The organism is Saccharopolyspora sp. NPDC045839, assembly GCF_056431645.1.
In genome coordinates this window covers 130,816-154,072 of record NZ_JBWKKH010000005.1, presented here as the reverse complement: position 1 = coordinate 154,072, position 23,257 = coordinate 130,816, and the positions used below count along the sequence as shown (strand labels likewise).

Annotated in this window: 17 protein-coding genes; 8 read left to right on the top strand and 9 right to left on the bottom strand. The window is 70.2% G+C overall.

Annotated elements, in window-relative coordinates; all coding sequences use genetic code 11:
- The first annotated feature begins 22 nt into the window (after nucleotides 1-22).
- The 5 genes from AC07EQ_RS09580 to AC07EQ_RS09560 all read left to right on the top strand — a co-directional run bounded on the left by AC07EQ_RS09580 (nucleotide 23) and on the right by AC07EQ_RS09560 (nucleotide 5,556).
- Entirely contained in the window at nucleotides 23-1,090 is a 1,068-nt protein-coding gene (locus AC07EQ_RS09580; RefSeq protein ID WP_478387572.1) for a J domain-containing protein, read from the top strand.
- An 83-nt stretch (nucleotides 1,091-1,173) separates the two neighbouring features.
- A complete protein-coding gene (locus AC07EQ_RS09575) occupies nucleotides 1,174-2,769 on the top strand; it encodes an MFS transporter (protein ID WP_478387571.1) in 1,596 nt (531 codons plus the stop codon).
- Nucleotides 2,770-2,859: 90 nt separating this feature from the next.
- Entirely contained in the window at nucleotides 2,860-3,261 is a 402-nt protein-coding gene (locus AC07EQ_RS09570) for a DoxX family protein (protein WP_478387570.1), read from the top strand.
- A 156-nt stretch (nucleotides 3,262-3,417) separates the two neighbouring features.
- Complete coding sequence (locus tag AC07EQ_RS09565; RefSeq protein WP_478387569.1) at nucleotides 3,418-4,713, top strand: NupC/NupG family nucleoside CNT transporter; 1,296 nt, start codon at nucleotides 3,418-3,420, stop codon at nucleotides 4,711-4,713.
- A gap of 156 nt (nucleotides 4,714-4,869) precedes the next feature.
- Entirely contained in the window at nucleotides 4,870-5,556 is a 687-nt protein-coding gene (locus AC07EQ_RS09560; protein WP_478387568.1) for a dienelactone hydrolase family protein, read from the top strand.
- Between the two features lie 132 nt (nucleotides 5,557-5,688).
- On the opposite strand, the gene AC07EQ_RS09555 is transcribed toward AC07EQ_RS09560, so the two are convergent.
- Nucleotides 5,689-8,238: a tetratricopeptide repeat protein gene (locus tag AC07EQ_RS09555; protein WP_478387567.1), complete on the bottom strand. Its 2,550-nt coding sequence runs from the start codon at nucleotides 8,236-8,238 to the stop codon at nucleotides 5,689-5,691.
- A gap of 188 nt (nucleotides 8,239-8,426) precedes the next feature.
- Here AC07EQ_RS09555 and AC07EQ_RS09550 point away from each other — a divergent pair, with 188 nt between their 5' ends.
- Nucleotides 8,427-9,581, top strand: a complete 1,155-nt coding sequence (locus AC07EQ_RS09550) for a CaiB/BaiF CoA transferase family protein (RefSeq protein WP_478387566.1) — start codon at nucleotides 8,427-8,429, stop codon at nucleotides 9,579-9,581.
- Nucleotides 9,582-9,819: 238 nt separating this feature from the next.
- Here AC07EQ_RS09550 and fabG read toward each other — a convergent pair whose 3' ends face one another.
- From fabG to AC07EQ_RS09520, 6 genes are all read right to left on the bottom strand, one after another.
- Nucleotides 9,820-10,554: a 3-oxoacyl-ACP reductase FabG gene (fabG, locus tag AC07EQ_RS09545; RefSeq protein ID WP_478387565.1), complete on the bottom strand. Its 735-nt coding sequence runs from the start codon at nucleotides 10,552-10,554 to the stop codon at nucleotides 9,820-9,822.
- A gap of 138 nt (nucleotides 10,555-10,692) precedes the next feature.
- Nucleotides 10,693-11,841 (bottom strand): thiolase, encoded by a 1,149-nt coding sequence (locus AC07EQ_RS09540; RefSeq protein ID WP_478387564.1) that lies wholly within the window; start codon nucleotides 11,839-11,841, stop codon nucleotides 10,693-10,695.
- A complete protein-coding gene (locus tag AC07EQ_RS09535) occupies nucleotides 11,838-12,224 on the bottom strand; it encodes a Zn-ribbon domain-containing OB-fold protein (RefSeq protein ID WP_478387563.1) in 387 nt (128 codons plus the stop codon). Before AC07EQ_RS09535 ends, AC07EQ_RS09540 begins: the two co-directional genes overlap by 4 nt.
- Nucleotides 12,225-12,564: 340 nt before the next feature.
- Nucleotides 12,565-14,697, bottom strand: coding sequence for an acetate--CoA ligase family protein (locus tag AC07EQ_RS09530; RefSeq protein WP_478387562.1), 2,133 nt, complete (start codon nucleotides 14,695-14,697; stop codon nucleotides 12,565-12,567).
- A gap of 121 nt (nucleotides 14,698-14,818) precedes the next feature.
- On the bottom strand, nucleotides 14,819-15,964 hold the full coding sequence (locus tag AC07EQ_RS09525; protein WP_478387561.1) for an acyl-CoA dehydrogenase family protein: 1,146 nt from the start codon (nucleotides 15,962-15,964) through the stop codon (nucleotides 14,819-14,821).
- A 16-nt stretch (nucleotides 15,965-15,980) separates the two neighbouring features.
- Complete coding sequence (locus AC07EQ_RS09520; RefSeq protein ID WP_478387560.1) at nucleotides 15,981-17,270, bottom strand: MFS transporter; 1,290 nt, start codon at nucleotides 17,268-17,270, stop codon at nucleotides 15,981-15,983.
- Nucleotides 17,271-17,546: 276 nt separating this feature from the next.
- On the opposite strand from AC07EQ_RS09520, the gene AC07EQ_RS09515 reads away from it, so the two are divergent.
- Nucleotides 17,547-18,434 carry a LysR substrate-binding domain-containing protein gene (locus AC07EQ_RS09515; RefSeq protein WP_478387559.1) on the top strand — a complete coding sequence of 296 codons (888 nt, stop codon included), beginning with the start codon at nucleotides 17,547-17,549 and terminating at the stop codon, nucleotides 18,432-18,434.
- A 288-nt stretch (nucleotides 18,435-18,722) separates the two neighbouring features.
- Nucleotides 18,723-20,045: an MFS transporter gene (locus AC07EQ_RS09510; RefSeq protein WP_478387558.1), complete on the top strand. Its 1,323-nt coding sequence runs from the start codon at nucleotides 18,723-18,725 to the stop codon at nucleotides 20,043-20,045.
- 58 nt (nucleotides 20,046-20,103) lie between these two features.
- On the opposite strand, the gene AC07EQ_RS09505 is transcribed toward AC07EQ_RS09510, so the two are convergent.
- A complete protein-coding gene (locus AC07EQ_RS09505; RefSeq protein ID WP_478387557.1) occupies nucleotides 20,104-20,748 on the bottom strand; it encodes a dihydrofolate reductase family protein in 645 nt (214 codons plus the stop codon).
- Between the two features lie 121 nt (nucleotides 20,749-20,869).
- Nucleotides 20,870-23,179 (bottom strand): ATP-binding cassette domain-containing protein, encoded by a 2,310-nt coding sequence (locus AC07EQ_RS09500; protein WP_478387556.1) that lies wholly within the window; start codon nucleotides 23,177-23,179, stop codon nucleotides 20,870-20,872.
- Nucleotides 23,180-23,257 lie beyond the last annotated feature (78 nt).

Below are 23,257 nucleotides of genomic sequence, written 5' to 3'. Positions count from 1 at the left end.
AGTGGTGGGAGGCGGGAGGGCCGTGCGCGGGGTCGACTATTACGAGCTGCTGGGCGTGAACCGCGACGCGACGGCAGCCGAGATCAAGTCCGCCTACCGGTCGCTGGCACGCAGCATGCACCCCGATGTCGGCGGCACCGCGGGAACCTTCCGGTTGCTGCAGGAAGCCTACGAGACGCTCAACGATCCGGTGCGCCGCGCCGACTACGACCGCGTCGACGAGCCCGCGCCCCGGCCGCAGCGGCGCCGGCGGCGGGATTTCGGCGAAGACCCGGACTACGTGCCCAAGGTCCCGCGGCTGCGCCTGGACGACATCCCGTGGTGGGACACCGTCGACCCGGGCACCCGGGTCCGCTACCTGCCGGTCACCGGCCCGGAGCGGGCGCCGACGCTGGCGCTGGTCGGCGGCTGGTCGATGCTGCTGCTGGCCGGGCTCGCCATCGAGCTGACCGCGATGCTGCTGGCCGCCTGGCTGTCCCTGCTGGTGGCCTCCGGCGTGGTGATCGTGCTGCTGCTGCGGAGGCACATCCGGGCCCACCGGATCGACCGGTCGTTCGTCTCCGAGTTCGGCGGCAGCCGGATCTTCGGCCTGCCCGACGCGCAGCACGAGCGCGCGCAGCAGCTGACCGCCGAGCTGTGCGCGAAGTACCTGACCCGGCTGCCGGGCGTGCGCGTGTTCCACGGCCTGGCCTGGCCCGACTCGGTGTTCGAGGACGTGCACCACGCGGTGCTGTGCGGGCGCCGGCTGGTACTCGTGGAGTCCAAGAGCTGGCTGCCCGGCCACTACACGGCCGACGAGGACGGCGCGTTGTGGCGCAACGGCCACCTCTTCCGCGGCGGCGCGACCCGGCTGCCGGAAGGCGTCGAGGCCTTCGCCGAGCTGCTGCCCGACGTCGAGGTGCGCGGCGTGGTCCTGATCTACCCGAGCCGCGCCGGTGACGTCACGACCGTCGAGCAGGACGGCGATCCGGTGTCGCCGATGACCCCGGCGCAGTTCGTGCGGGAGATCGGGCGATGGCTCGCGCAGGATCCGGCGAGCGTGGACCGCGATGCGTTCACCACCGTGCTGGAGCAGGTCGTCGCCGACTGATCCGGCGCGAACTCCCTTGCGGCCCTTGATCATTCGAACGAGGCCGCGCTGCCGCGCCGTCGTCCTCCGCAGATGATGGCCGTATGCAGGCGAGGCGGGGGACCGGCGGCGGGACGGTGCTGGGAACTCTGGCGGTCGGGCAGTTCCTGATGACGCTGGACACCTCGGTCATGAACGTGTCCATCGCGACGGTCGCCGAGGACGTCGGCACGACGGTGAGCGGCATCCAGGCCGCCATCACGCTCTACGCCCTGGTGATGGCGATGTTCATGATCACCGGCGGCAAGATCGGCACTCTGATCGGCCGACGCCGCGCGTTCACCGTCGGCTGCGTGATCTACGGCTGCGGCTCCCTGACCACTTCGCTCGCCCCCGGGCTGGGAGTGCTGATCCTCGGTTGGTCCTTGCTGGAAGGGCTGGGCGCCGCGCTCATCATGCCGGCGATCGTCGCGCTCGTGGCCGCGAACTTCCAGCAGGCCCAGCGGCCGCGGGCGTACGGGCTCGTGGCGTCCGCCGGCGCGATAGCCGTCGCCGTGGGGCCGCTCGTCGGTGGCCTCGTGACCACGTACTTCTCGTGGCGGTGGGTCTTCGCGGGTGAGGTCGTGATCGTGGTCGTGATCGTCCTTCTCGCACGCCGCGTAGCGGACGCGCCGCCGCACCGCCGCCCGGATTTCGATCTCGTCGGCACCGCGCTGTCGGCCGTGGGTCTCGGGCTGGTCGTCTACGCGGTGCTGCGTTCGGGCAGCTGGGGATGGGTGGCGCCCAAGCCGGGCGCACCGGCTCTGCTGGGCGTCTCCGCCACCATCTGGCTGATCTTCGCCGGCGGGATCGTGCTCCAGGTGTTCCTCGCGTGGGAGCGCAGGCGCGTGGCACACGGCCTCGAGCCGCTCGTCGACCCCGCGATGCTGCGCAATCGGCAGCTCGGCGGGGGACTGACGATCTTCTTCTTCCAGTTCCTCTTGCAGGCCGGATTGTTCTTCATCGTGCCCCTGTTCCTGTCCGTTTCCCTCGGACTCACCGCCCTGCAGACCGGCGTGCGCCTGCTGCCGCTGTCCATCACCCTGCTCCTCGCCGCGGTCGGCATCCCGAAGGTGTGGCCGGATGCATCACCGCGTCGCGTGGTGCAGTGGGGTCTGGTCGCCCTCTTCGGCGGGCTGGTGGCATTGCTGGCGGCACTCGAGCTCGGTGCGGGCCCCGAAGTCACGACCGTGCCCATGCTCCTGGCCGGGCTCGGCATCGGCGCGCTGGCCTCGCAATTGGGCAGCGTGACCGTCTCCGCGGTCCCGGACGAACGGACCGGCGAGGTCGGTGGTCTCCAGAACACCGCCACGAACCTCGGCGTGTCGGTCGGCACCGCGCTGGCCGGTTCGGTGCTCATCGCTGCCCTGACCACATCGTTCCTGCAGGGCATCAGCCAGGACCCGAGCGTGCCGCCCCAGGTGACCTCCCAAGCCGAGGTCGAGCTCGTCAGCGGTGCTCCCTTCCTGTCCGACGCCGCCCTGGAACAGGCCCTCGCCGCGACCGGATTGCCGTCGGCTACCGCTTCCGCGATCGTGCAGGAGAACGCCGCCGCGCGGCTGCAGGCTCTGCGTGCCGCCGACGCAGTGCTCGCGCTCATCGCTGGGTTCGCGCTCTTCTTCACGCGGCTCATCCCGAACGAACAACCGGGGCGCTCCTGAGCCGGGTCCGGCACCGATGAGTTCTCGTCGCGCCCCCGGTCTACGGGAGTAGCGAACACTTCCATCCGGTGCGGAGAGGGTGTGCCAGTCATGACGATCGGTTCGAATGCGGCGGTTTCCCAGCGGCGGGGCGCGAACGTGGCGCTCTGGGTGCTCCAGATCCTCCTGGCGGCGTTCTTCGTGTTCGCCTCGGCCCCGAAGCTCCTCGGCGAGCCGACGGCGGTGCAGATGTTCGACCTGATCGGGCTCGGGCAGTGGTTCCGGTACCTGACCGGCGGTCTCGAACTGCTGGGCGCCATCGGCCTGCTCGTGCCCCGGCTGGCCGGGCTGGCGGCGCTCGGCCTCGCCGGTGTCATGGTCGGCGCGACGATCACCCAGGTGTTCGTGCTCGACGGGCCGGTCGCCGCGCTCATGCCGTTCGCCCTGGTGCTGCTGTTCCTGGTGATCGCCTGGGGACGCCGCCGAACGATTCCGCTGCTCGCCGACCGCTGACCGGCCGGCCGGCCGTGACGGTCCGTGATCGGCCGGTTGCGCGCCCGGCCCGGAGCGGCCGCCCGCCTCGTCGATCGAATTCGCGGGAAGCGAGAATCCCCGCGTTCGAGTACTCCGCCGCGGATACCCGCGGCGGCACCGGGAGGGGCGGTTCAAGTGCAGGTCTTGTGGGGAATCGGCGGCATGCTGGTGGTGCTGCTGCTCGCGTTCGCGTTGTCGACCGACCGGCGCGCGATCAACCCCCGCACCGTGATCGGTGCGCTGCTGATCCAGATCGCCTTCGCGGTGATCGTGCTGCGCTGGGACCTGGGCAAGCAGGTGCTCAGCGCCGCCGCCGACGGCGTCCAGAAGGTGATCGGCTCCTCGACCGAGGGCATCGAGTTCATGGTCGGGCCGATCCTGCCGTCGCAGGGCACCGTCGTCGCCTTCCAGGTGCTGCCGATCATCATCTTCATCTCGGCGCTGACCGCGGTGCTCTACCACCTGAACGTCCTGCAGTGGGTGGTGCGGATCATCGGCGGCGGCCTGCAGAAGGTGCTGGGCACCACCCGGCCGGAGTCGCTGAACTCGACCGCGAACATCTTCCTCGGCCTGACCGAGGCGCCGCTGACCATCCGGCCGTACCTGAAGAGCATGAGCCGATCGGAGTTCTTCGCGGTGATGGTCGGCGGGCTGGCCACCGTGGCGGGGACCGTGATGGTCGGCTACGCGCTGCTCGGCGCGAAGCTGGAGAACCTGATCGCGGCGAGCTTCATGGCGGCGCCCGCCGGTCTGCTGATGGCGAAGATCGTCATGCCCGCGGCGAAGGAGCAGCCTGCCCCTGCCGGGGCCGGTTCGGCCGAGTCCGCCCCGGTCGAGGCCGGTTCCGGCGAGGACGAAGGCCAGCCGGAGGCGGCCGTCGCGACGAAGACCGCCGTGGAGGCCGAGGCGGAGGAGAAGCCGCGCAACATCATCGATGCCGCCGCCGGCGGCGCCGCCGACGGCCTCAAGCTGGCGCTGAACGTCGGCGCGATGCTGTTCGCGTTCGTCTCGCTGATCGCGCTGGTCAACCTGATCGTGGGCGGCGTCGGCGGGCTGTTCGGGCTGCCCGACCTCACGCTCCAGCAGATCCTCGGCTACGTGTTCTCGCCGTTGATGTGGGTGATCGGCGTGCCGTGGCACGAGGCGGTCGCCGCCGGCGGGTTCGTCGGCGAGAAGCTGGTGATCAACGAGTTCGTCGCGTTCGCCGACTTCGGCCCGCAGATCGGGCAGTTCAGCGAGAAGAGCGCCACCATCATCACCTTCGCGCTGACCGGGTTCGCCAACTTCGGTTCGCTGGCGATCCTGCTGGGCGGCCTGGGCAGCCTGGTTCCCAGCCGCCGCGGCTGGATCGCGAAGGACGGTGTCCGGGCGATCATGGCGGCGACCCTGGCGAACCTGCTCAGCGCCACCATCGCGGGCGTCCTCGTCTGACCCCGTCGCGGATCACCGGGCCGGGCCTTGGCAGGTGCCGCCGGTCCTCGGTACGTTGTCGATCTTCGCCCGGCGGCGCGGTGTGACCGTGTGCGATCAGCCCGGCCGGGCGCGACGATGGGCCGATCGGGGTCGGCCGGATGAAGGAGTACCAGCGTGACGAATCCGCACCAGAACGTCAGTTTCGCCAGCAACGGGCGCACGGCGCACGGTTACCTGGCGACACCGTCCGGTTCGGGCCCCGGCGTGGTGGTGATCCAGGAGTGGTGGGGGCTCACCGACCACGTCGCCGACATCGCGAACCGGCTGGCGGCCGAGGGATTCGTCGCGCTGGCCCCGGATCTCTACGGCGGGCACACCACGCACGACTCGCAGGAGGCGGCGCGGCTGATGCAGGAGCTGCCCGTCGACCAGGCGGCGCGGGATCTCTCCGGCGCGGTCGACTACCTGCTGGCGCACGACTCGGTGACGGGTTCGGCGGTCGGGGCGGTCGGGTTCTGCATGGGCGGCAAGTTCGCGATCGTGCTCGCCGCCCAGCAGGGCGACCGGGTCGGCGCGGTGGTGCCGTTCTACGGCCTGCCGTCGGTGACGGACACGGACTTCGCGGGACTGACGGCGCCGATGCTGTGCCACTTCGGCGAATACGACCGAACCATCAGCATGGACGCGGTCGCGGAACTGCGCGACAAGATCCAGCAGCAGTCCGAAGTCCGCCCGCAGATCCACGTCTACCCGGCGGGCCACGCGTTCTTCAACGACCAGAACCCGGCGGCGTACCACGAAGATTCGGCCCGAACGGCCTGGCCGAGAACTCTCGACTTCCTCCGCCGCCACCTCACCTGACGGGCTCACGCGGACCCGATCGAGCGAACGGCCTGTTCGCCTCGTCTATCGAGGCGAACGGGCCGTTGACCGCAACCCGCAGCTCCGTCATCGCCCGACGGCCCTGAATGCGGGAATCGGGCACTTGCGATCTCAGGCGTCGTCGGCGGTCGAGCCGTCGGTGTTCAGGCCGTGCCGCAGCAGGCGCGGGGCATCGGGGACGGCCGCTTGCTGGGCCAGCACCACCAGCTGTTGGGAGCTGTGGCGGTCGCCTCTTGCGGCACGGTCCCGGAGCTCGGTGAGCTTGCCGCGACCGGCGAGCAGGCGGGCGAGCTTCTGCGCTGTCACGTCTCCTGAAATGGTGGTGTTGCGGAGGAGCTTCATCGCTTCGCGATCGTTGCCGCCGTCGAGCAGCAGGCGGATCAGCTCGTAGCGTGCGGTGCCGTTGCCCGTATCGGCGAGCCGGCGCAGCAGGTCGAGGTTGCCGTTGCGGGCGAAGTGCTCGGGCAGCCAGTTCCGCGCCCACGGCTCACCTTCGCGCAGCAGTTCCCGGGTTTCCTGCCACCGCCCCAGGCTCGCCAACTGGTCCGCGAGCAGAGCTTTGGCCGTCGACGCGTTGAACCTCGTGGGTCCGTGGTCGGTGGCGAGCAACCGCTGCACGTGGGCGATCGCCGATTCGGTACCGCGGCTCTCAGCGATCGCGGCGACGAGTTTCCGGAATGCCTCGTCGTCGAGGAAGACGTGCGACGCGGTGCTCAGCTCGATGGCCTGGTCGAGGAGATCTCGCTCGACCAGGAGGCTCACCAGCCGGCTCGCCGCGTGCGGCGGCACGCGGAACAGGACCGGATCTTCCATCAGTTCAAGGGCTTCTGCCGTCCGGCCTCGCGCGAATTCCAGCTCCACCAGCAGCCACTCCGCTTCGGTGGAGCCTGCAGCCGCGAGTCGGCGCAACTGGTCCGCCTTCTCCGCCTTCGCGAACTGCCTGGCGAGCCAGCCCTTCGTCCAGCCGTAGTCGGCATGCTCGAGCTGCAGTGCCCGCTCCCAGCGGCCGTCGGACGCGAGCAGATCCGCCAACTGCGCTATCAGGGGATCGGTATTCGCGAAGCGACCTTGATTTGCAGCGAACTCGTGTGCGACTTGCTGTTCGAGGATCGCGATCGCGTCGTCGACCCGGCCGAGGTCGGCGAGCACGCGGGCCAAGAACCGGTATGCCCAGGCGGAAGTCGACCGAGCATCGACGAGTCCCTGCAAGAAGGAGGCGGCATCTGCCTTGCGTCCTTGTTCGAGCAGCGCTTCGACCGTCGTCTGGTGCCGGTTCGGCCGGAACGGCGTGCTGTCTTCCGGGAGATCTCGACCGATCTCGGGCATGAGTTCGACGGCGTCGTTGACGCGGCCGTGTTCCGCCAGGAGATCGACGATCCACTCCCGCGCCGAGGGGGACGCGCTGTTCCAGTACCGGCGGTAGAGAGGTCGGCCGTAGCGGTACAGCAGGCGTTCGTATGCACTCGTCGTGAGGCGTTCCAGGTCCTCCTGCTCCGTCGTGTGGGCCAGCAGGGCTTGCCAGAGCGAGTCCGGGACCAGCGCCGCTCGGCGCACGGCCTGGCCGTGCTGCTTGATGTAGTCGTGGAGCTCGTAGCCGTCCGCCGCGCCGGTGCCCGCTTGGCGACGCCTGGGGATGAGTGCCGTGACGCCGTGCAGGCTTTCTTCCGCGGCGCACCGGATTCCGCGTTCGAACCAATCCGCGGGCGCATCGATGCGATCTTGCTCGTCGAGGTAGCCGGGAGCGGCTTCGGCGAGGAGGGTGCGGGACAACAGGCTGCGGTGGCCGAGGTGCTGGGCGTCGATCACGGCCGTGACGATGGCCGCCGCGTAGCGGTCCTCCGCCGTGTCCGGGTGCTCGTGGCGGTCGACCAGCGCGGGGCCGCCCGCGAGGGTTTGGATGACCTGGCGGGCCTTGCCCGCCGAACTGACCGCCAGCGAGAGCCTGGGATCGACCGAACCGCTGCTGCGCAGGGCTTCCAGATCTTCGTCGCCGAACCTCTCCGCCACCCGTATTCGCCGCACCGAGTGCAGCAGCAGGGACCGGGCGTGCGGGTTTTCGTTCGTCGTGGCGTCCACCAGGTCCGACCAGTACTGCGGCCACAGCGTCCCCAGGACGATGACGGGGCCGGGGATCGACCCGTCCAGCAGGGTCAGCAGCCACGCAGTGGCTTCTGCGCCGCCGGGGCCGGTCAGGAAGTTCTGAGTTTCGTTGAGCCACAACACGGATCGGGGTTCGACCTGCCCGCCGAGCAACCGGTCGACCAGTTTGCCGGCGGTGCGCGGATGGTGAAGTTCCCAGCTCCGGAGCACCGCGTGGCCGGTGATCGCTTCGTAGAGCGCGCGGGTCTTCCCGGTGGAGGATCCGCCGGTCAGCACCACCATCCGGCTGCGGCCGGGTTCGCGGAGCTCGGCGTCGAGTTCGTCGTCATGGGCGCGGCGCAGGTAGCTCGGAAGTTCTGACAACGCCTCTTCAGCCGACGGCGCCTCGATGGCTCGGTGGACGTCCAGGTCGAACGGGACCCACTCGGTGACCGGTCTCGGCGGCCGGCCGGGTCGCGTGCTGTGCGGTGCGTGGAAGTGCACCTCGCCGTTGACCGTGCCCGCTTGCAGGAGATGGGTGAACTCGCCCGTGGCCTCGTTGCGCGCGATCTCGTCCGGCATGGGCCCATTGTCGCCACTCGGGCGCGGTTGTCCGGGATTCTCGTCGAAACCGGTACGTCACCGGGCCGGCTGGTGCATATGTACGGCCATTGTTCTCGCGTGTCGTGGTCTTGGGCATTGACAACATTTGGTCGGGCGGGGCAATGTTGGCGAGCAATTGGCCGTACAAATACTCGCCTGGAGGGTCGATGCTTCCGCTGGAAGGCGTGACCGTGGTGTCGCTGGAGCAGGCCGTCGCCGCCCCGTTCGCGACCCGGCAACTGGCCGACCTGGGCGCCCGGGTGATCAAGGTCGAGCGCCCGACGGGCGACTTCGCCCGCGGCTACGACGCCTCGGTGAAGGGCCTGGCCAGCCACTTCGTCTGGCTCAACCGGAACAAGGAGAGCATCGCGCTCGACCTGAAGGAACTGGCCGACCGGCTGATCATGGACAAGCTCCTGGCGACCGCGGACGTGTTCGTGCAGAACCTCGCGCCCGGTGCGGCGGCGCGGCTCGGGCTCGGGGCGGCCGAGCTGACGGCGAAGCATCCGCGGCTGATCGTCTGCGACCTCTCCGGCTACGGCAGCTCCGGTCCCTACCGCGACAAGAAGGCCTACGACCTGCTGATCCAGTGCGAGACGGGGCTCGTTTCCATCACCGGCAGCGAGGCCGAACCGGCCAAGACGGGGATCTCCACGGCGGACATCGCCGGCGGCATGTACGCCTACAGCGGCGTGCTCACCGCGCTGTACGAGCGCGAACGCACCGGGAAGGGAACGGCGTTCGAGGTCTCGCTGTTCGACGCGCTGGGCGAGTGGATGGGTTTTCCGTACTACTACGCGGCATACGGCGGCACCGCGCCGAAGCGGGCCGGCGCGCGGCACGCGGCCATCGCGCCGTACGGCCCGTTCGCGGCCGGTGACGGGGCGCAGGTGTTCCTCGGCGTGCAGAACGAGCGGGAGTGGGTGAAGTTCTGCGAGCAGGTGCTCGACCGGCCGGAACTGGCCGCCGATCCCCGGTTCGACGCCAACCCCAAGCGCGTCGAGAACGTCGCCGAGCTGAAGGCGGTCATCGAGGCCGTGTTCGCGAAGCTGAGCAGCGCGGACATCGAAGCCCGCCTGGAGGAGGTCGGCATCGCCAACGCGCGGATGCGCACGATGGCGGAGTTCGCCGACCACCCGCAGCTGGCCGCCCGCGACCGGTGGCGCGAGGTCGACTCGCCCGCCGGGCCGCTGCGCACCCTGCTGCCGCCGGTGACCGTCGCGGGCCGGGAGCCGCGCATGGATCCGATCCCCGAGGTCGGCCAGCACACCAGCGCGATCCTCGCCGAACTCGCCGACGTCGACGAAGCGCCCCGCGACTGACCCGCGACTACTCCGCCGCGTCCGGCAGTTCGCCCATCGTGGCGCACAGCTGGTCGAGGAAGCTCTCGAACTGTTCCAGCTGCTCCGCTGGGTACTGCGCGACCAGGGCGTTGAAGCGCTCGCTGAAGGGGCCGAAGAACTCGCGCGCGGGCTCCTCGATTCGCGGCCGCGCTGCGCGGCTGAGCAGCGAAAGGCGCCGCCTCGCGCAGGAGGCGGCGCCTTTCGTCGGTGTGCGGCGTCAGATGTGGCGGCCGCCGGTGATCTCCAGGACGCAGCCGGTCATGTACGACGACATGTCGGAGGCCAGGAACAGCACCACGTCGGCGACCTCTTCCGGCTCGCCCGCGCGCTGCATCGGGATCTCCTTGAGCTTGGCGTTCCACACGTCCTCGCGCAACGCCGCCGTCATGTCGGTGCGGATCAGGCCCGGCTGGACCGCGTTGACCCGCACGCCCAGGTGCGCGACCTCCTTGGCGGCGGCCTTGGTCAGACCGACGATGCCCGCTTTGGCGGCGCTGTAGTTGGTCTGGCCGATCATGCCGACCTTGCCGGAGATCGACGAGATGTTCACGATCGAGCCGCTGCCCTGCTCGCGCATGACCGCGGCCGCGGCGCGGGTGCCCAGCCAGGCGCCCTTGACGTGCACGTCGAGGACCGCCTCGAAGTCGTCGAGGGTCATCTTGCGCATGGTCGCGTCGCGGGTGATGCCGGCGTTGTTCACCATGACGTCCAGCGAGCCGAACTCGCCGGTGGCCGCCTCGATCGCCGCCCGCACGGCGTCCGGGTCGGTGACGTCGCAGGCCACGCCGAGCGCGGTGCCCTTGCCGCCGAGCTTGTCCGCGGATTCCTGGGCGTGGTCGGCGTTGATGTCGGCGAGCACGACCTTCGCGCCCCGGGCGACGAAGTTCTCCGCGATGGCGAACCCGATGCCCTTGGCGCCGCCGGTGATGACGGCCACCTTGTCCTGCAACATCTGCAAATCCTCCTAATGCTGTCCCATACCGGTGGGGCACGTCCGGGCGTCCCCCCGATACGCCCGGACGTGCCGTGCACCCGCACAGTTTCAATTGAAACTGCGGGAAGTCCCGGACCGTCTACTGTGGCCGGTTGTTCACAGGGTGTGTTCGGTGCCGAAGATCGCCGTGACCTGGCTGGAGAGCACGCCGCCGTTGCCGTGGGCCAGCGCGACGTCGGCGCCTTCGATCTGCCGGGCTCCGCATCCGCCGCGCAGCTGCCGCACCGCCTCGATGATGGTGAAGATGCCGTACATGCCGGGGTGGCAGTACGACAGCCCGCCGCCGTTGGTGTTCACCGGCAGCTTTCCGCCCGGCGCGATCCGGCCCTCGGCGACGAACGCGCCGCCTTCGCCCTTCTCGCAGAACCCGAGGTCTTCCAGGAACAGGACCGGGTTGATGGTGAACGCGTCGTAGAGCTCGACCACGTCGACGTCCTGCGGGGACAGCCCGGCCATCGCGAAGGCGCGGCCGCCCGATTCGGCGGCCGCGGTGACCGTCAGGTCGGGCATCGCCGAGATGCTGCGGTGCGAGGTCGCCTCGCCCGCGCCGAGCAGGAACACCGGCTTGCCGGGCAGCTGCCGGGCGCGTTCGGCGCTGGTGAGCACCACCGCGCCGCCGCCGTCGGTGACCAGGCAGCAGTCCAGCTTGGTCAGCGGGTCGCTGATCATCCGCGCGGCCAGCACGTCCTCGCGGGTCAGCGGGTCGCGGGCGAACGCCACCGGGTTCAGCTGCGCCCACTGCCGCGCCGCGACCGCCACGTCCGCCAGCTGCTCGCGGGTGGTGCCGTACTGGTGCATGTGCCGCGCCGTCGCCATCGCGTACATGCTGATGGGGTGCCGCGCGCGGTACGGCGCCTCGAACGGGTTCGCCTTCGACGGCGACACCAACCGGCCGCCATCGGAACGCTGGGTGCTGCCGTACACGATCAGCGCGGTCGAGATCACCCCGGCGTTGATCGCCGCCGCGGCGTGCAGCAGGTGCGAGACGAACGAGCTGCCGCCGATCGTCGACCCGTCGACGTACTTCGGCCGGATGCCGAGGTATTCGGCGGTGTCCATGCCCGACATCGGGTAGTAGGACGACGCGGTGAACAGTCCGTCCACTTCGGACTTCTGGATGCCCGCGTCGGCCAGCGCCCGCACTGTCGCCTGCCCGACCAGGTCCAGCGGGGTCAGGCCCGGCGCGACCTGGCCGAGGTCCGACTCGGCAACGCCGACGACCGCCGTGGTGCCGCGCAACGTCATGACAGCAACTCCTTCCGGAACACCGCGACCGGCGCCCCGTCCTGCTCGACCGTGGTGAACCCGACGCGGGTGCCGATGACGACCTGATCGGCGTCGACGTCGTCGACGCGCGACATCATCCGGAAGCCCTCGTCGAGGTCGATCAACGAGACGTTGTGCATCCCCTCCCGCCCGCGCACCGCGGTCGTCGAGTAGACGGTCCCGAGGCCGTTGCTGCGCTGCCAGCCCAGGTCATCGCTGCCGCACGCCGGGCACAGCACGCGCGGCTGGAACACCGCCGCCGCGCACTTGCGGCAGCGCTGGAACCGCAGCTCACCGGCCGTCAGGCCGTCGCGGAACACCGCCTCGGGCGCCGCCCCGGCCGGGGGCGTCACTTCACTCATCTCCATACCTTCCTTGGTTCTCCGCGCCGTTCCGGTCCGCAATTTCCATTGAAATCAGAGGTTCGATTTCCATTGAGCCTTTTTCATCCTGGTCGGTCCGCAGCCGCGGGTCGCAACGCCGCACGTAGATGGGTGTCGCATGCGCCGCAGGCGCATAGCCCACCTACGACGCTTGCACCGCCGCGGGTTCTCAGCGTTCGCCTGGCGAGGACGGCCCCTCCGCCGTGTATTGGCATACATCAGGAGGGGCACCCACAGTCCAGGCGGACGCTGAGGTTCCGCCACCCGCACCGCCACCCAAAACGAGGTTGGAAAAACCTCATTGAAATTGCGGCACCACTCACGCCTCGGGTCGGGTCAGCACCGCCAGGCAGTCCACCGCGACGACGCCCTTGCCCACCTGGTCCAGCAGCAGCGGGTTCACGTCGAGCTCCGCGATGTCATCCGCCAGGTCGTGGGCCAGCCAGGACACCCGGGCGACCACGTCCGCCGCGGCGTCGAGGTCCCGCGCGGGTTTGCCGCGGACCTCGCCGAAGAGGCGGCTGCCGCGCAGGGAGGTCAGCAGGCGCTTCGACGCGGCGGCGTCCAGGGGGGCCACGCCGATCTGGCTGTCGGCGAGGACCTCCACCAGCACGCCGCCGAACCCGACGACCACCACCGGCCCGAACGCCGGGTCGCGCTTGATGCCCACGATGAGCTCGGTGTCGCCGCCGGCCATCCGCTGCACCAGCAGCCGCGCCGCCGGATCGCCGGCCTCCCGCGCGATGTCCAGCAGTTCCGCGGCGGCGGTGCGGATCGTCGCGTCACCGGTCAGGCCCAGCCGCACCCCGCCGATGTCGGACTTGTGCCCGATGTGGTCGGACAGCAACTTGACCGCCACTGGACCGCCCAGGTCCCGCGCGGCGGCCACCGCCGCGTCCGGGTCATCGGCCGGGAACGCCCCCGAGCACGGCACGCCGTAGGCGGCGATCAGCCGGCTCGACTCGTACTCGTTGAGCTGGGCTCGGCACTGCCGCCGGGCGTCCCGGAGGATCCCGCGGACCACCTGGTCGTCGATGTCGGCCGGGCGCTCGGCCGCCGGCAGCGGCGGCCGCAGGCTGAAGTCGGCCAGCTTCCCCAGCGCCGCCGCCGCCCGGCCGGGGTCGGTGAAGCACGGGATGCCCAGGTCCTGCAGCCGCCGGCGCGGCCGCCCGCTGCCGCCGGTCCACACCACCACCAGCGGCCGGTCGGTGGAGCGGTAGGCCTGCTCGATCGCGTCGATCAGCGGCCCGGACGCGTTGTCGGAGTTGCCCAGCAGCACCGCGATCATGTCGGTGCCGGGGTGTTCGACGGTGATCTCCAGGGCGCGGCGCAGCATGCCCGGGTCGCTGATCAGCGTGGCGGTCAGGTCGACCGGGTTGCGCGGCGAACCGAACGGCGGGATGACCTCGGCCATCCGCCGCTGCCACGCCTCGTCCCACGGCTGCACCTGGAGGCCGTTGCTGCTGGCCTGGTCTGCCATCAGCACCCCGGCGCCGCCGGAGAGCGACAGCGTGCTCAGCCGCCTGCCGCGGGTGCGCCTGCCGTCGGCGAACACCAGGCCGGCGTCCAGCAGCTGTTCCATCCCGTCCAGCCGGACGATGCCGTGCTGGCGGGTCGCGCCGTCGAACACGGCGTCCTCGCCGGCCAGCGACGCGGTGTGCGACTGCGCGGCGCGCGCACCGGCCTCCGAGCGGCCGACCTTCACCGCCAGGATCGGCTTGTCCAGCTCGTGCGCCCGGCGGGCCACCTGCAGCAGCTCGCTGCCGTGGTGCACGCCTTCGAGGTAGGCCATCAGCACCTTGGTCTCGTCGGTCTCCACCAGCCCGCCGAGCACCTCGGCCACCGACAGGTCGGCCTCGTTGCCGGTGTTCAGGAAGTGCGAGATGCCCAGCCCGGCGGCCTGCGCCGCGCTGAAGATGAAGGTGCCGAACGCGCCGCTCTGGCTGACGAAGGACACCGGGCCCTCCCGCAGCTCGCCGCCGTCGTCCATCGCCGAGGTGAACGTGGGCAGCGCGCGGTCCCGCAGGCTGAACATGCCCAGGCAGTTCGGGCCCAGCACGCGGATGCCGGTCTCGGCGATGACGTCCTGCAGCTGCTGCTGCAGCGCCTCGCCGCGCCCGCCGACTTCCGCGAAGCCGGAGGCGCCGACGATGGCCGCCGGGATGCCGCGCTTGGCGCAGTCCCGCACCCCGTCGACGACCTTGTCGGCGGGCAGCATCACCATCGCCAGGTCGATGTCGCCGTCGATGTCGTCGAGGCTGCGGAAGGCCGGCAGGCCCTGCACCTCGGAGCGCCGCGCGTTGATCGGCAGCAACCGGCCGGTGTAGCCGAACCGCTTCATCAGCTCGATGGGCCGGCCGGACAACTTGATCGGGTTGTCCGAGGCGCCCAGGATGGCGATCGATCGGGGATGCAGCAGTCGCTGGATGGCCGTGTTGTCGACGGCGCCCACAGAGTCCTCCTAGCAAAGAGAAACGAATGGCGTTCGCGTTCGGCCGGATCCGTGACCGGTGGTGCCGCAATTTCAATGGAAATCGGACCTTCGATTTCCATTGAAATTGCGGGGAACCGGGTCAGGAGATCTGGCGGAGCAGTTGCTTCGCGATGATCAGCTTCTGGATCTCGCTGGTGCCCTCGTAGATCCGGAACACCCGCGAGTCGCGGTAGAAGCGCTCCACCGGGACGCCGCGCATGTAGCCGGAGCCGCCGTGCACCTGCACCGCGCGGTCGGCGACGCGGGAGACCATCTCGCTGCAGAACAACTTCGCGCACGACGGCGCCAGCCGGGTGTCCGCGCCCGAGTCGTACTCCCGGGCGGCCTCCAGGACCATCGACCGGCCCGCGTACAGCTCGGCCTGCGACTCGGCCAGCAGCGCCTGCACCAGCTGGAACCGGCTGATCGGCTTGCCGCCCTGCTCGGCTTCGGCGGCGTAGCGCACCGACTCCTCGACGATCCGGCCCGCCAGCCCCACGCAGATCGCCGCGATGTGCAGGCGGCCGCGGGTCAGCGATGACATCGCCGCGGCGAACCCGGTGCCCTCCTGGCCGCCGACGATCGCCTCGGCCGGCACGCGCACGTCGTCGAAGAACACCTCGGCGGTGTGCGCCCCGGCCTGGCCCATCTTCGCGTTCGGCGGCCCGATCCGGACCCCGTCCAGGCCGGTCTCGACGAGGAACACCGAAATGCCCTTGTGCGCCTCGGCTTCCTGGTCGGTGCGGGCGAACACGACGAGCAGGTCGGCCTGCGGCGCGTTGGTGATGAACCGCTTGGCACCCGAGATCACGTACTGGTCGCCGTCGCGCACGGCCTTGGTGCGCACCGAGCTCGGGTCCGAACCCGCGCCGTCCTCGGTCAGCACGAACGACGCGATCGCCTCCCCGGCGGCCAGCCGCGGCAGCCACGCCTGCTTCTGCTTCTCCGTGCCGTACTTGACGATCACCTGCCCGGCGATGCCGTTGTTGGTGCCGAACATCGAGCGGAACGCCGGAACCGTGTAGCCCAGCTCCATCGCCAGCCGGACGTCCTCGCTCATCGACAGGCCCAGCCCGCCGTACTCCTCGGGCAGCGCGAAGCCGAAGAGCCCCATCTCGGCGGCGGTCTCGCGCACCCGCTGCGGAATCGCGTTCGTCTCGTCGATCTCGTCCTCGGCGGGCACCACCTCGTTGCGGACGAAGTCGCGCACCGTGCGCAGCACGTCGTCGAACACGTTCGGGTCCATCGTTCTCCTCACCTCGTCACGAGCCGGCCACGGCGGGCTCGGCGGCTTCTTGGTCCGCGCGCTGCGCGGACCGGGTCAACAGGATTCGGACGCCGATCAGCGACATCAGCACGGTCACCAGCGCCCAGCCGATTACCGGCAGGATCGAGCCGGAGGCGGTCAGCAGCAGCTGGCCGATCATCGGGGTGGTGCCGCCCAGCAGCGTCCCGGCCAGGCCGTAGGACAGCGAGATGGCGGTGTAGCGCACGCGGGCCGGGAACGCGTCGGCCAGCACGCCGGCGAGGATCGAGTAGAACATCACGTGCGGGAGGGTCGCCAGCATCATGCCGACCACCGACCAGGCGAAGCTGCCGGTGCTGATCAGCAGGAACATCAGCGGCATCACCGGCAGCTCGGCGACGAGCAGGATGGTGACGATCTTGCGGACGCCGTACTTGCTGGCCAGCACCGCCCCGAAGGGCTGCACGAAGAACTGGGTGATGCTGGCGATGAGCACCACGGTCATGAACGTCTCGCGCTGGAAGCCGAGCTCGTTGGTCGCCCACGACACCGCGAAGGTGTTCTTGAAGTACGAGGCGGAGAAGACGATCGCGCAGGCGAAGACGCCGAGGACCACCAGCCCGGTGTGGTGCCGGAAGGTGTCCAGCAGCGGGAACTTCGCGGTCTGCCCGGTCTCCTTGAGCTTGGCGAGCTGCGGCGACTCCTCGATGCTCAGCCGGATCACCAGCCCCAGCGCCACCAGCACCGCCGAGGCCAGGAACGGGACCCGCCAGCCCCAGCTGTAGAACGACTCGTCGGGCAGCTGCGAGACGAGGGTGAAGGCCAGCGAGGAGAGGATCTGCCCGGACGGCGAGCCCTGCTGCGCCCACGAGCCGGAGATGATGCTGCGGCCCTTGGGCGCGTGCTCGGTCGCGATCAGCACCGCGCCGCCCCACTCGCCGCCGACCGCCAGGCCCTGCACGACGCGCAGCAGCACCAGCAGGATCGGCGCCGCGATGCCGATGGTGGCGTAGGTGGGCAGCAGGCCGATCCCGACGGTGGTGAAACCCATCAGCAGCAGCGTGATGATCAGGGCCTTCTTGCGGCCGACCCGGTCACCGAGGTGGCCGAAGATGATGCCGCCCAGCGGCCGGGCCAGGAACCCGACCCAGAACGTCGCGAACGAGACCAGGACGCCGATCGCGGGCGTCACGACCGGGAAGAACAGCTTGCCGAACACCAGCGCGGACGCGGTGCCGTAGATGTAGAAGTCGTACCACTCGATGCTGGTGCCGACGAACGAGGCGATCCCGGCCTTGCGCCCCATTCTTTCTTGCTCTGAAAGCCGTCTCATCGCACTTGGCTCCGTCTCGACGCGGGCACCCGCCGCGCTGCTCGGCGAGTCGAAACCCGTTGGGACACCGCAGGATTCGCCGATGCGGCGGCCGGGGCCCGGCGCCCGCCGCATCGCGAACGCGGTTCCTCGACGCTAGGTCAGCGGGTGTGTTCCGTCTAACACCAAATTCGGGTAGGTTTGATTCGGTCGCGCGACATAATCCGCGCTGACCTGGGCAAAGGTGCTCGTGGTCGGGAGGTTGGAGCGGTGGAGCTACGCCACCTGCAGGCATTCGTCGCCGTGGCGGAGGAGCTGAACTTCCGGCGGGCCGCGGTGCGGCTGCACATGTCCCAGCCACCGCTGTCGCAACAGATCAAGCGCCTGGAGCACGAGGTCGGGGTGGCGCTGCTGCGCCGCACCACGCGGCAGGTGGCGCTGACCGCGGCGGGGGAGGCGTTCCTGCGCGAGGCGCGCAAGACGCTGCAGTCCGCCGAGGCCGCGCCCCGGCTGGCGCGGCAGGCGGCCGCGGGCGAGATCGGCGTGGTGCGGCTGGGCTTCAGCGGCCAGACGTCGTACCGGGTGATGCTGCTGATCGTGCGGAAGTTCCGCGAGCGCTACCCGAACGTGCGCTTCGACATCCTCAGCCCGCTCTACGGCGGCGAGCTGGTGGACCAGATCAACCAGCACGAGGTCGACGCCGGGCTGCTGCGGCTGCCGGTGCCGACCGAGGGTCTGTGCGTGCGGGAGCTGGAGCAGCACCCGCTGGCGGTGGCGCTGCCGGACGGGCACCGGCTGGCCGGCGAGTGGCGGGTGGGACTGGACGACCTGCGGGGCGAGTCGTTCATCAGCTACCCGACCAACCGCGGTTCGGTGGTCAACCAGCTGGTGCAGGCGGCGTGCCTGCAGCGCGGCTACAGCCCGAACTTCGTGCAGGAAGCGCCGGACACCCACACGATCCTGTCCTTGGTGGGCGCCGGTTCGGGCGTCAGCCTGGTCCCGATGACCGCCGGGCACCTGAAGGTTCCCGGCGTGGTGCTGGTGCCGGTGCACGACGCCCCGTCGGTCCCGCTGGCGCTGGTGTGGCGCGAGGACGACCAGAACCCCGCGCTGGCGGGCCTGGTCGGGCTGCTCGACGAAGTCGCCGCCGAGCTCTGACCCGATCTCTCGTGCGGTTTCAATTGAAACCGCGCACGGGGCCCCGTGGGGTGGTCCGCAAGTTTCAATTGAAACTGGGGGACACTCCACGACGTCCGTCCATAGTGGATGGATGTTCGGGTTTCCGGTCGTGGCGGGGAAAACGGACGCGGGCGCGAAGTGTGGTGCAGTGCACGTGCGTTTCCCGTAACTCCGCGTCGGCCCGCGACGACAAACCCGGTGAACGATCGATCATCGATGATCTTGGTTTCGACTTTCGCTGCACAGAACTGAACAAGGAGGTCTTTCGTGGCTGCCGACCGACCGGAGAGTCGGGCATGGTGGATCTGGAGCGCGGCGGTGATCGCCTATCTCGCCGCGGTATTTCACAGGGGCAGCTTGGGGGTCGCCGGAACGCAGGCGCTCGACCGGTTCGACGTCGGTCCGGCCGCGCTGAGCGCGTTCACGGTCCTGCAGGTCGGCATCTACGCCGGCATGCAGATTCCCACCGGATTGCTGGTGGACCGCTTCGGTTCCCGGAAGGTGATCACCGTAGCGGTGTTGTTGTTGGGCACGGGGCAGATGCTCTTCGCCCTCGCCGATTCCTACTCGATGGGCCTGCTCGCCCGCGCGGTGCTGGGCCTCGGCGACGCGCTGATGTGGGTCAGCATCCTGCGGCTGGTGGCGGCGCACTTCTCCGCCCGCCGCTACGCACTGGTCGCAACGGTGTCCAGCGCGCTGGGGGCGCTGGGTGGCGTTGCGGCCACGTTCCCGCTCGCGCTGGCGTTGCAGAACATGGGCTGGACGGCGACGTTCCTGCTGGTGGGCGCGTTGACGCTGGCTTACGCGGCGGTGACCTCGACGGTCGTGCGGGACGCTTCGCTCGGCGGTGCGCAGGCGCGCAGCGGCGGTGCGGTGTTCCAGCAGGTGCGCGAGGCCTGGTCGGTGCCGGGCACGCGGCTGGCGTTCTGGGCGCACTTCTGCACGATGTTCGTCTCGGGCGCGCTGACCCTGCTGTGGGGCTTCCCGTACCTGGTCAACGGGCTGGGCGTGCCGGCGGCGACGGCGAGCGTGATGCTCAGCCTGCTGATCATCGGGCAGGTCGTCGGCGGTCCCGTGGTGGGCGCGCTGATCGGCAGCCGCCCGGAGTGCCGGATGTGGATCGTGCTGGGCTACCTGGTGCTCAACGCCCTGTCCTGGGTGGTGCTGCTGGGCTGGCCGGAAGGCCGCCCGCCGCTGGTGGTGATCGCGACGGCGTTCCTGGTCTTCGCCCTGGGCGGCCCGGTTTCGGCGGTGGCGTTCGCCCTGGTGCGGGACTACAACCCGGTGTCCCGGGTCGGCACCGCGACCGGCGTGGCGAACGCGGGAGGCCACTCCGCGACGGCGCTCGGCGTGCTGTTCGTGGGCCTGGTGCTGGACCTGGCGCAGGACATGCCGGGTGGCTCGGAGTACCGGGTGGCGATGCTGGCGCTGGTGGCGATGCTGCTGTTCGGCGCGTTCCGGACGGTGGTCTGGTGGCGCCGGGCGCGGGCGGAGGTGTTCGCGGCGGAGGCCCGCGGCGAAGGCGTGCCGGTGGTGCTGACCCGGCACCGCTGGGACCTCACCAAGCCCCGTCAGGTCGTCACGGCCTGATCCGCCGCAGAGCGAGCCGGGCCCGGTGGTGATCGTTCACCACCGGGCCCGGCTCGCGTCACTTCCGCCAGAACAGGTGGTGGGTTACGCCGCTCGGGCTGGGCACGATCTCCAGGTGGAACCGGTCGCGCAGCTCGTCGGGCGACTCCCAGAGCTTCGACCCGGATCCCAGCTCCACCTGCGAGACCGCCACGTGCATGGTGTCGACGAGGTCGGCGTCGAGGAACTGCCGGATGGTGGTGGCTCCGCCGCCGAGCCGGACGTCCTTGCCCTGTGCCGCTTCCCGCGCCTGTTCGAGGACCGTGGCCGGATCGCCGTTCACGAAGTGGAACGTGGTGTCGGACAGGGTGAACGACGGGCGCACGTGGTGGGTCAGCACGAAAACCGGGGTGTGGAACGGGGGTTCGTCGCCCCACCAGCCCAGCCAGTCGTGGTTCTCCCAGGGGCCGCGCTGCGGGCCGAACTTGCCGCGGCCCATGATCTCGGCGCCGATGTTGCGGGCGAAGTCCCGCGTGAAGTAGTCGTCGAGCCCGCGGCTGCCACCGGGATCGGTCCGGGTGGGCCAGCTGGCCGTGGCACCGCCCCAGCTGAACATGGCCGTGGGGTCGGCATGGCCGAACGGCTTCTCGAGGCTCTGGCCTTCACCGGCACCGAATCCGTCGAGCGAAACGTTGAAGTTCTGCACTCTCAGCAGCTGGGTCACGCGGGTTCCTCCTGAACTCTTGGTGCTGGGGACGACCACGCGCGCCGCAGAAACTCATCGGTGACGACGACCACACCGGGGGGAGGGGCGCCGAGCCGTTCACGGTGCCCCTCCCGCGGTTCTAGTTCGCGCCGACGTACTTGCGGAGGTGCTGGGCCGTCAGGGAATCGCCGGTCGCCACCAGCTCGGCCGGGGTGCCGGTGAAGACGATCCGGCCGCCGTCGTGGCCCGCGCCGGGACCGAGGTCGATCAGGTGGTCCGCGTGCGCCATCACCGCCTGGTGGTGCTCGATGGCGATCACCGTGCCGCCGTCGTCCACCAGCCGGTCCAGGAGCGCGAGCAGCTGGTCCACGTCGGCCAGGTGCAGGCCCGTGGTCGGTTCGTCGAGGACGTAGACCGACGCCTTCTCCGCCATGTGGATCGCGAGCTTCAGGCGCTGCCGCTCGCCGCCGGACAGCGTGGTCAGCGGCTGGCCGAGGCGGACGTATCCCAGGCCGACGTCCACGAGCCGGCCGAGGATCGCGCGCGCCGAGCCCGCGGTGAAGAACTCGTGCGCCTGCGCCACCGACATGCCCAGGACCTCGCTGATGTCCTTGCCGCGCAGCTTGTGGGCCAGCACCTCGGCGGTGAACCGCTTGCCCTCGCACTTCTCGCAGACCGTCGCGACGCCGGCCATCATCGCCAGGTCCGTGTAGACCAGCCCGATGCCCTTGCAGTTCGGGCAGGCGCCCTCGGAGTTCGCGCTGAACAGGCTCGCCTTGACGCCGTTGGCCTTGGCGAAGGCCGTGCGGATCGGGTCGAGCAGGCCGGTGTAGGTGGCCGGGTTGCTGCGCCGCGAACCGCGGATCGGGGCCTGGTCCACCACGACCACGCCGTCGCGGCGGGGCAGCGAACCGTGGATCAGCGAGCTCTTGCCCGACCCGGCGACGCCGGTGACCACGGTCAGCACGCCCAGCGGGATGTCCACGTCGACGTTCTTCAGGTTGTGCGCGTCGGCGCCGGTGATCGACAGGTGGCCGGTCGGCTTGCGGACCTCCTCGCGCAGCCGGGCCCGGTGGTCCAGGTGCCGTCCCGTCAGGGTGTCCGAGCGCCGCAGGCCCGCCAGGTCGCCGGCGAAGCACACCTGCCCGCCGGCGGTGCCCGCGCCCGGCCCGAGATCCACCACGTGGTCGGCGATCTCGATCGTCTCCGGTTTGTGCTCCACGACGAGCACCGTGTTCCCCTTGTCCCGCAAGCGGATCAGCAGGTCGTTCATCCGCTGGATGTCGTGCGGGTGCAGGCCCACCGTCGGCTCGTCGAAGACGTAGGTCACGTCGGTGAGGCTCGAACCGAGGTGCCGCACCATCTTCACCCGCTGCGCCTCGCCGCCGGAGAGCGTCCCGGACTCGCGGTCCAGGCTCAGGTAGCCCAGGCCGATCTCGACCAGCGAATCCAGCGTGTCGCGCAGCGCCTCCAGCAGCGGCGCCACCGATTCGTCGCTGATGCCGCGGACGAACTCGGCCAGGTCGTTGATCTGCATCGCCGAGCAGTCGGCGATGCTGCGTCCGTCGATCTTGGCCCCCAGCGCGGCCGGGTTCAGCCGGGCACCGCCGCAGGCCGGGCAGTCGGCGAACACCACCGCGCGGTCCACGAACGCCCGGATGTGCGGCTGCATCGCCTCGCGGTCCTTGGCGAGGTAGACCCGCTGCACCTTGACCAGCAGGCCCTCGTAGGTGGTGTTGATGGTGGCGTGCTTGATCTTGGTGGCCGGTTTGTGGAGGAAGTCCTCCCACTGCTGGGGCGTGAAGTCCCGCAGCTTGACGTCGGGGTCGAACAGCCCGGAGCCGGCGATCACCTGCCAGTACCAGGAGTCCACCGCGAAACCGGGGGCGGTGATCGCGCCTTCGTTGAGCGAGCGGTCCTTGTCGACGAGCTCGTCGACGTCGATCGTCGAGACGTGCCCCAGTCCCTCGCACTCCGGGCACATGCCTTCCGGGCTGTTGAAGCTGAACGCCGTCGCGGTGCCGACGTGCGGGGTGCCGAGGCGGCTGAACAGGAGGCGCAGCATCGTGTGCGTGTCGGTGGCGGTGCCGACCGTGGAGCGGGAATTGGCGCCCATCCGCTCCTGGTCGACGACGATCGCGGTGCTCAGGTTGCGCAGCGAGTCCACGTCCGGCCGGCCGAGGCTGGGCATGAACGACTGGATGAACGCCGTGTAGGTCTCGTTGATCAGCCGCCGGGACTCGGCCGCGATGGTGCCGAACACCAGCGAGGACTTGCCGGAACCGGAGACACCGGTGAACACCGTGAGCCGCCGCTTGGGGATGTCCAGCGAGACGTCGCGGAGGTTGTTCTCCCGCGCCCCGCGGACTTCGATCAGGTCGTGGCTGTCGGCGGCCCGCCGGGGCTCGGCGGTTTCGGAGTTGATGCGTTCGGACGGATCCGGGCTCATGCTGCGCTGCTTCTCCAACCGTGCGAAAGGCATTGGTTCCGGATGCCCCGCGGCACCGCTTCCGCAGGCACGCGCCCG